The organism is Micromonospora orduensis, assembly GCF_006228125.1.
Lineage (GTDB): Bacteria > Actinomycetota > Actinomycetes > Mycobacteriales > Micromonosporaceae > Micromonospora > Micromonospora orduensis.
In genome coordinates this window covers 1-8,404 of the sequence record NZ_VDFY01000223.1, presented here as the reverse complement: position 1 = coordinate 8,404, position 8,404 = coordinate 1, and the positions used below count along the sequence as shown (strand labels likewise).

Annotated in this window: 9 protein-coding genes; 2 read left to right on the top strand and 7 right to left on the bottom strand. The window is 72.0% G+C overall.

What is annotated here, in order from left to right; all coding sequences use genetic code 11:
* On the bottom strand, positions 1-277 hold a 277-nt coding region (locus FHG89_RS25425; protein WP_139586937.1), incomplete at its 3' end, for a DUF3499 domain-containing protein.
* 153 nt (positions 278-430) lie between these two features.
* Between FHG89_RS25425 and FHG89_RS25420 the strand changes: the two genes are divergently transcribed.
* Positions 431-880, top strand: a complete 450-nt coding sequence (locus FHG89_RS25420) for a metallopeptidase family protein (RefSeq protein WP_074316962.1) — start codon at positions 431-433, stop codon at positions 878-880.
* 35 nt (positions 881-915) lie between these two features.
* On the opposite strand, the gene FHG89_RS25415 is transcribed toward FHG89_RS25420, so the two are convergent.
* The 6 genes from FHG89_RS25415 to FHG89_RS33105 all read right to left on the bottom strand — a co-directional run bounded on the left by FHG89_RS25415 (position 916) and on the right by FHG89_RS33105 (position 7,534).
* Entirely contained in the window at positions 916-1,173 is a 258-nt protein-coding gene (locus tag FHG89_RS25415; RefSeq protein WP_007455784.1) for a WhiB family transcriptional regulator, read from the bottom strand.
* Between the two features lie 468 nt (positions 1,174-1,641).
* On the bottom strand, positions 1,642-1,971 hold the full coding sequence (locus FHG89_RS25410) for a phospholipase (protein ID WP_139586936.1): 330 nt from the start codon (positions 1,969-1,971) through the stop codon (positions 1,642-1,644).
* Positions 1,972-1,991: 20 nt separating this feature from the next.
* Positions 1,992-3,386, bottom strand: a complete 1,395-nt coding sequence (locus tag FHG89_RS25405) for a DUF4331 domain-containing protein (RefSeq protein WP_139586935.1) — start codon at positions 3,384-3,386, stop codon at positions 1,992-1,994.
* Positions 3,387-3,437: 51 nt separating this feature from the next.
* Entirely contained in the window at positions 3,438-3,716 is a 279-nt protein-coding gene (locus FHG89_RS25400; RefSeq protein ID WP_139586934.1) for a hypothetical protein, read from the bottom strand.
* A 162-nt stretch (positions 3,717-3,878) separates the two neighbouring features.
* Positions 3,879-6,422 (bottom strand): bifunctional FO biosynthesis protein CofGH, encoded by a 2,544-nt coding sequence (locus FHG89_RS25395; RefSeq protein WP_139586933.1) that lies wholly within the window; start codon positions 6,420-6,422, stop codon positions 3,879-3,881.
* 116 nt (positions 6,423-6,538) lie between these two features.
* Positions 6,539-7,534 carry a hypothetical protein gene (locus tag FHG89_RS33105; protein ID WP_167517518.1) on the bottom strand — a complete coding sequence of 332 codons (996 nt, stop codon included), beginning with the start codon at positions 7,532-7,534 and terminating at the stop codon, positions 6,539-6,541.
* A gap of 98 nt (positions 7,535-7,632) precedes the next feature.
* Between FHG89_RS33105 and cofD the strand changes: the two genes are divergently transcribed.
* Positions 7,633-8,404, top strand: a 772-nt coding sequence (cofD, locus tag FHG89_RS25385; RefSeq protein WP_139586931.1) for a 2-phospho-L-lactate transferase, incomplete at its 3' end; no start/stop codon positions are given.

Sequence of the window (8,404 nt, the reverse complement as noted above, 5' to 3'; positions counted from 1 at the left end):
GGGCCGGGCGGGCGGCCTCGCGGACCGCCTCGGCGAGCGCCACCAGATCGTCGGTGGTCGGGGGCGGCGGCTCGAACTCGCCCTCGTGCCGGACCACGTCCCAGCCGCGCGGCGCGGTGAGGCTGCGGGCGTGCTGCTCACACAGGTCGTACGTGTGCGGCTCGGCGAACGCCGCCAACGGGCCCACCACGGCGGTCGACTCGTTGTAGACATAGGTCAATGTGGCGACCGCTTGCCGGGGGCAGCCGTTACGGGAGCAGCGCCGTGGTGACCTCACGGCGGCAGGGTATCTCCATTACCGGGTTCGGCGCATCGCTTCGCGTCGCGACACGCCCGTCGTGGTGATCACAATCCGCCCGTCCGGTACGCGCCGCGCCGCGCGGGCGGCGCTGCCGCTGGCCAGGCCGGCACGGGGGCTACCCTTTGCCTCATGACGAGTCCGGAACACCGCCGCCCCGGTTCCGGCCGGCGGGCGCACCGCGACCGGCACGGGCGCGGCCTGCGCGGGCGACTGGTGCCGGCGACGGTGCCGCTGGCCCGCACCAAGGCGGAGGTCTTCGACGACCTGGTCCTGGACACAGTCGAAACGCTGGAACGGCGGTTCGCCAAGGAGTTGGCCGGCGTCGAGTTCGCCGTCGAGGACGTCCCACCGGACCTGAACGTCTACGACTCCGACGTGCTGGAGGACGGCGAGGTGCCGCTGGCTCGGCTGCTCCCCGGCCGCCCCGGCCGGCAGGAGGTGCCGCCGCGGATCGTGCTGTACCGGCGACCGCTGGAGTTCCGCGCCATGGACCGTGAGGACCTCGCCGACCTCGTCCACGACGTGATCATCGAACAGGTGGCCAACCTGCTCGGGGTCGACCCCGACGAGCTGGCCTGAGCCGGGCGGCCCCCACCGCCCCGACCCCGTACCGCTCAGGCGGCCCGCCGCTTCAACTTGCGCCGCTCCCGCTCGGAGAGCCCACCCCAGATGCCGAACCGCTCGTCGTGCCCGAGAGCGTATTCGAGGCATTCGGTCTTGACCTCGCAGCGCGAACAGATTCGCTTCGCCTCGCGGGTCGAGCCGCCCTTCTCGGGAAAGAACGCCTCGGGGTCGGTCTGCGAGCACAGCGCCCGCTCCTGCCACTCCGGCGCGTTTCCGAGCAGGTCGGCCACCTCAAGCTGGCCGTCCATCAAATGCCTCCTTGTCGCGCACCGGCGTCATCGCCGCTGCAACCCCCCACGCGAAAGGCGTGCTTGTCCGTCCGGTCCCGTTTTGTTGCGTTCCGTGCGAACAACCCCATTCAAATTACACGCGTGTAATGCGTGCGCCGTCAAGCCAAACTTGATAATGGAGTCGCCCTCCCGACACCCCCGGCCGACCCCTCAGGTCGTCCAGCCTCGCAACCTGCCCTATCGATTCAGACCCCGGCCGAGTAACGCCCTCTCCGGCGAGTTGCCCGACTTTTCTGCCGTGGCGCGCCTCCGACGAGTCGCCGCCATGACGGCGCCAGACACATCGGACGATCCCCTCCCGTCAAGCTGATCTTGGTGGGGGACAGGTTAACGCGGCTCGGCGCAGACCGCCCGTCGAGCCGGGGACAGCATTCACGCCCCGCCCACGATGTGGACGGGGCGTGCGGCCGAAACGGCGTGGTGAGGTCAGCCGGCGGCCCCGAAACCGCTGGTGGGCCACAAGAACTCGGCTATCGCTCCACCATGGACAGAAACTGTCCCGGCGGACGTACCCTCGTCCCACCAGACGGTATAAATGCCGGCGGGCAGATCCGGATAGACCGCGCTGTGGAACGACCCGTCCCGCACCCGGCGTTCGCGCACCGCCGAGTGGACGCGCCGGTCATCGCCCCGGCTGATCTCGATCTCCCGGCCGTGCAGATCGGGACCCGTGTAGAGGATCAACGCGCCGGTCTCGCCGCCCAGTTCGAGAACGACGGTCCCGGTCTCCGACGGCCCGTACGTGTGCTCGTGCATCGGCTGCTCCCCGCCCCCGGTCAGGACGACGCCGGCGGGTTGTTGAACCCGTCGTACGGCGTACCCAGGTAGGGGAAGTTTCCGAGGAACGGCGCGGTCACGTCGGCGGCGCTCAACCCGGGGGTGACCGCGCCTGCCGCCGCGTCCGGACGGAATGTCTTATCCACAAGCGGGACGGTCACCCCGGCGATCGCCCGCAGGGCGATGCTGACCACGTCGTCGCCGACCCGCCGTCCGTTGGGGAAGCCGGCCAGATCGCCGCCGAGGACCCCGAACCGGTCCGGCCGGCGGGTCGGCGGGATCGCGGTGTTCAGCCGCAGCATGTCGGCCTGCACGTCGCCGGTGGCGTTGGTGAAGCCGTCGATCAGCCCGGCGGGTACGCCGGTGAGCAGGATCGCCACCAGGTCGGCCCGGGCCTTCTTGGACTTGTTGAGCTTGTCCAGGTTGGGAAAGACGTCCGGGTAGAGCGCCGGCAGCAGCGCGGCCAGCTCCGGCTGCTCGACGAACTTCGCGAACCGCTTGTCCTCCGACGGTGGCAGCGAGTTCCACAGGTCCTTCTTGGACATCGGCACGATGACCTCGTTGAACAGTGGATTGCCCAGCCGGGAGACCTGGGTGAACGGGCCGGTTGACGTGTCCGCCGCGCCCCGGTCGCCGAGCACCCGGACCTGCCGACGCGACGCCGACGTCCACACGCCGATCACCGACGCCTGGTCACCAGCGCCGTACCGGTTGGCGCGCCGGCGTACCCGGTTCAGCGGCACCTGCACGGCGAGGCTGTGCACGTTCATCCGGTCGGTGGCGTTTACCGGCTCCCCCTCGGCCTTGAAGATCTTCTTGCCGGCGACGTGCAACTGCTGGAACGGCCGCAGCGTGCCGAGATCGAAGATCGCCCCGAGGTCGACGAAGAAACCGTCCGCGCGCTGCCCGGCGAAGACCCGCTCACCTGTGGAGAGCGAGTAGGTGGCCTGCCGGACCAGGTCGGCGTACTTCGGGGTGGACAGCGGGCCGACGTTGCACGGCGGGCAGGGCAGCTTGTGCGCCAGCCGATGCTCGCGGCCGTCGGCCACTCGGGTCAGGCTGTAGAACTGCCGCCGGTTCCAGGTCTCGCTGTCCAGCGAGTCGATCGGCCCGGTGTTGTAGAGAAAACTGTTCGGATTGGTGATCTCGGTGGTGAATTCGAACCGGTAGGTGACATCCGGGCGGCCGTCGCCGTCGTTGTCGATATGGATCTCGTAGCGCACGTCGTCACCGAACTCGAAGAAGTTCGGCCCCCCGGAGGGGAGCTGCAGCGGCACGTAGTTGGCGATCAACGTGACCGAGTCCGGCTTGTCGGGGCTGACGAACGCGTACAGGTCGGAGCTGTCGGCGACCGGATCCTTGGCTATCTCCGGTGCCTCGCGGTGGGAAGACATGGCGGACCAACCTCACTGGGCGGGGACAGGATGGCGGAGCGGAGGGTCGGGTCAGCGCCGGGCGGCGCGCCGCAACCGGTCCGCCAGGCCGCGGTCACGTACCTCGATCCGGGCTTCGCCGACGAAGACGTCCATCGTTCCGGAGGCGGCGTCCCGCAGGTGCACGACGATCGGCTCGTCGGCACGGGCGGCCGTGCCCGGGGCGTTCTGGGCGGCAGACAGACCCGGCACGGTGAGCGCGGCGGCGCCGAGGGTGGCGCTGGCCGCGGCGGTCAACGTCTGCCGGCGGGTCAGTCGCGGCCACTGCCGCTTCCGCTGATCACTGGTCATGGGCAACCTTTCCGGCGGCGGCGCGTACGCGCCCGCGGTGACGGACGGGTCCGGTGCCGTCGGCCGACGCCGCCGGGCCCCTGAGGGAACACCGGCGGCGGTCCTCGCCGCGACCGCCGCCGGCACCGCTTGGTACGGCCGACGGCGGGAAAAGGTTCGACCTCAGCGCGGAGCGTGACCGTACGCAGTCGATCGCTTGCGCGCCGGACGACCGGCGGCCTTCGCGATGGCCCGCAACTGCTCCTCGGTACGCGCCGACCCGTTGTCGGAGCCGGCCATCCGCGAGATGGTCTCCTCCATCAGCGTGCCGCCCAGGTCGTTGCAGCCGCCCTGGAGCATCGCCACCGTGCCCTCGTCGCCGAGTTTCACCCAGGAGCACTGGATGTTGTCGATCCGGCCGTGCAGCAGCAATCGGGCCATGGCGTGCACCACCCGGTTCTCCCGCCAGGTCGGCCCGGGGCGGGCGATGCCGGCCAGGTAGATCGGGGCGTTGGTGTGCACGAACGGCAGTGCCACGAACTCGGTGAACCCGCCGGTGCGGTCCTGCACCCCGGCCAGCACCCGGAAGTGCGCCAGCCACTGCCCGGGGTGGTCGACGTGGCCGTACATCATTGTGGAGCTGGACCGGATGCCCAGCTCGTGGGCCGTGCTGACCACGTCGACCCAGGCGGCGGCCGGCAGTTTGCCCTTGGTGAGCACCCAGCGCACGTCGTCGTCGAGGATCTCCGCGGCGGTGCCCGGGATGGTGTCCAGCCCGGCCTCACGCAGCTGGATCAGCCACTCGCGGACCGGCACGCCGGCCTTCGCGGCGGCGGTGACGATCTCCATCGGGGAGAACGCGTGCACGTGCATCTCCGGCACGCGGGCCTTGATCGCGCGGACGATGTCCGCGTACCCGGTGACAGGCATCTTCGGGTCGATGCCGCCCTGGAGGCACACCTCGCTGGCACCGGCCGCCCATGCCTGCTCGGCCCGGTCGGCGACCTGGTCGACGGAGAGCCGGTACGCGTCCGCGTCCCGTTCACGCTGGGCGAACGCGCAGAACCGGCAGCCCACGTAGCAGACGTTGCTGAAGTTGATGTTGCGGTTGACAACGTAGGTGACGTCGTCGCCGACCGCCTCGCGGCGTACGTCGTCGGCGAGCCGGCACAGCTCGTCCAGCGCCGGCCCGTCCGCGCCGAACAGCGCCAGCGCCGCGTCGGTGTGCCGGGGATCGAGAAGCGCCGCCGGGTCGTCGGCCGCCAGCCGCAGCCCGGCCGCCAGGTCACGGTCCGCCCCGCTCCCGGCCGGCGCCGGGGGTACGCCCGCGCGCCGCGCCTCCGCCTCGGCTGTGACCTTGCCGGCGACCTCGGACCAGTCGCCGTAGACGCTGTCGAAGTCACCGCGCCGGTCGTCGGTGCGGCCTGTGGTGTCGATTGTGGCGTGCAGGTCGACGCGCCCGCCGAACGTCTCCTCCGGCTCCTGCCAGGGGCGGCCCTGCGGAATGGCGGACTCGACGGCCATGCCGGTATCCGGGTCGGCGAGGGCGTTCACGTGCGGCGACAGCCGAGGGTCGAGCCACGGGTCGCCGGCGCGCACGTACTCCGGATAGATGGTCAACCGCTCCCGCAGCGTGAACCCGGCCAGCTCGGTGTGCCGGGCCAGCTCCTCGATCTGCGGCCACGGGCGTTCCGGGTTGACGTGGTCCGGGGTGAGCGGCGAGACACCGCCCCAGTCGTCGATGCCGGCGCGCAGCAACAGGTCGTACTCGCCGGCGATGAGGTTCGGTGGGGCCTGGATCCGGGCCTTCGGGCCGAGCAGCAGCCGGGCCACCGCCACCGTGGCGGCCAGATCGTGCAGCTCCGCGTCGGGCATGCCGCGCATCGCCGTGTCCGGCTTGGCGCGGAAGTTCTGCACGATCACCTCCTGGAGGTGGCCGTACTCCCGGTGGGCGCGGCGGATCGCGAAGAGGGCGTCCACCCGCTCGGCCGGCGTCTCGCCGATGCCGATCAGGATGCCCGTGGTGAACGGCACCCCGACCCGACCCGCGTCGTCGAGCACCCGCAGCCGGACGGCGGGCTCCTTGTCCGGCGAGCCGAAGTGCGGGCCGCCCGGCTCGGACCACAGGCGGGTCGCCGTGGTCTCCAGCATCATGCCCATGCTCGGCGCGACAGGCTTGAGCCGTTGCAGCTCCGACCAGGTCAGCACGCCCGGGTTGAGGTGCGGCAGCAGCCCCGTCTCCTCCAGCACGGCCACCGCGCAGGCGCGCAGATAATCCAGTGTGGAGTCGTAGCCGCGCTCGTCCAGCCAGCTCCGCGCCGCCGGCCAGCGCTCCTCGGGCCGGTCGCCGAGGGTGAACAGCGCCTCCTTGCAGCCCTGCGCGGCGCCCTCCCGGGCGATCGCGAGGACCTCGTCACGGTCGAGGAACGGCGCCGGCAGCCGGTGCGGCACCGTGGCGAACGTGCAGTAGTGGCAGCGGTCCCGGCAGAGCCGGGTCAGCGGGATGAAGACCTTCTTCGAGTACGTGACGACGCCCGGCCGCCCGGCCTCACGCAGCCCGGCGTCGCGGATCCCACCGGCGGTCCGAAGCAGCTCGTCGAGGGCGTCACCGCGGGCGGCGAGCAGCGCGGTCGCCTCGTCGACGTCCAGGGCACGCCCGGTCGCGGCCCGGCCCAGGGCCCGCCGCACGCTAGCGTCGCTAGGACCGGAGTGGGTGCGATCAACCATCCGCTCAGCCTAAGCGCAGCACGGGCCCGCCCCCCGCCCTCCCCCGTTGATCATGAAGTCATCGCCTCGACACGCCGGAGCGCCAAGCTGCAACTTCATGATCAACGAGAGCTGGGTCAGCGCGGTTGGTCGGGGTTGATGTGCTGGGTGCGGTCGGCGTCCGGGTCGGCGGGTCGGGAGATGACCTCGGTCGGCTCGGCGGACTGGCGCGGGATGGCCTGGGTCGGGTCGGCCGACGGCGGCTGCCCGAACGGGGGCGCGGGCGGCGCCGACTGCGGCGCGGGGTTCACCGGCGGCGCGGACTGCGGGGCCGGCGGCGCGGACTGCGGAAATGGCGGCGCCGACTGCGGGGCCGGCGGCCCGGACTGCGGGAACGGCGGCGCCGACTGCGGGAACGGCGGGGCGGACTGCGGGGCGGACTGGAACGGCGGCGAGGGCTGGCCGTACTGGCCGCCGAACTGCCCCTGCGGGTAGCCGCCCGGCTGACCGGCCTGCGGGTAGCCGCCCGGCTGACCGGGAGCGGGCCACCCACCCTGCGGCTGGCCACCGGGCTGACCCGGCCACCCGCCCTGCTGCTGCGGCCAACCCGGCTGGGGCTGGCCGTACACGCCCGGCTGCGCCTTGGGCCTGGGCACGTAGTAGAGGGTGCGCCACAGTGTGAAGACCACCCAGGCGGCGACCGCGAAGATCACCAGCCAGGCGAACCGGGTGAGCACGCCCAGCAGCGCGTCGAGGACCTCCGCCTCGGCCAACCGGCCCACCGTCCAGACCAGCATGGTCAGCGTGCCGAACAGCGCGCTCACCCCGTACTCGCCCAGGGCCACCTGCGTGATCAGCTTGGCCTTCGGCAGCACCGGCGAGATGTGGGTGGCCAGCAGCACGGCCAGCAGCGGCAGAACCACCGCCTCCACCCCGACGAACGCGAAGAAGGCACTGCCCGCGCGGTCGGTGAAGTCGCTGTAGTCGTTCGGGGCGATCAGCCGGAGCAGGCCCACGAAGAGGAACACGGCGTTGGCGCCCAGCAGGGCGAGCGCAGCCAGTTCGCGTAGTGGCCTGGTCAGCTGGCGGGCCTGCGTCGCGTCGGTGGACGCGGGCTCGGCGGGGCTGGTCACGAGCTCCCCCTCGGGGCGTGGACGGACAGGGCGCACGTGAGCCTAGTCTCCCGGGCCACTGGCGGACCGGAGGCGTCACGTGCGCGAGGATGGTCGACATGCGCATCGTGGTACTGGCCGGCGGCATCGGCGGCGCCCGGTTCCTGCTCGGCGTCCGGGCGTACGCCCGCGAGGTCGGCGCCGAGGTGACCGCCGTGGTCAACGTCGGCGACGACCTGTGGCTGCACGGGTTGAAGATCTGTCCCGACCTGGACAGCGTCATGTACACCCTCGGCGGTGGCGCCGACCCCGAGCGGGGCTGGGGCCGGGTCGGGGAGAGCTGGACGGTCAAGACGGAGCTGGCCGCGTACGGGGCGGAGCCGACCTGGTTCGGCCTCGGCGACAAGGACATCGCCACCCACCTGGTCCGCAGCACCATGCTCAACGGCGGTTACCCGCTCAGCGCTGTCACCGAGGCGCTGGCGACCCGGTGGGAGCCGGGCGTACGCCTGCTGCCGGCGACCGACGACCGGCTGGAGACCCACGTGGTGGTCGAGGACGACCAGGGTCAGCGGGCCATCCACTTCCAGGAGTGGTGGGTGCGGTACCGGGCGGACATCCCCACGCACCGTTTCGTCTTCGTGGGCGCGGAGACGGCGAAGCCGGCACCGGGGGTGCTGGACGCCATCGGCGCGGCCGACCTGGTGCTGATCGCACCGAGCAACCCCGTGGTGAGCGTCGCGCCGGTGCTGGCCGTACCGGGTCTGCGCCAGGCGGTGGTCGACGGCCCGGCGCCGGTGGTGGGTGTGTCGCCGATCATCGGCGGCGCGCCGGTGCGGGGGATGGCCGACCGGTGCCTGGCCGTGCTGGGCGTCGAGTGCAGCGCGGCGG

What these genes read in the sequence shown, in the direction of transcription:
- FHG89_RS25420 (WP_074316962.1), top strand. Translation starts at nt 431, where the DNA reads ATGACGAGTCCGGAACACCGCCGCCCCGGTTCCGGCCGGCGGGCGCAC.
- FHG89_RS25415 (WP_007455784.1), bottom strand. Translation starts at nt 1,173, where the DNA reads ATGGACGGCCAGCTTGAGGTGGCCGACCTGCTCGGAAACGCGCCGGAG.
- FHG89_RS25410 (WP_139586936.1), bottom strand. Translation starts at nt 1,971, where the DNA reads ATGCACGAGCACACGTACGGGCCGTCGGAGACCGGGACCGTCGTTCTC.
- FHG89_RS25405 (WP_139586935.1), bottom strand. Translation starts at nt 3,386, where the DNA reads ATGTCTTCCCACCGCGAGGCACCGGAGATAGCCAAGGATCCGGTCGCC.
- FHG89_RS25400 (WP_139586934.1), bottom strand. Translation starts at nt 3,716, where the DNA reads ATGACCAGTGATCAGCGGAAGCGGCAGTGGCCGCGACTGACCCGCCGG.
- FHG89_RS25395 (WP_139586933.1), bottom strand. Translation starts at nt 6,422, where the DNA reads ATGGTTGATCGCACCCACTCCGGTCCTAGCGACGCTAGCGTGCGGCGG.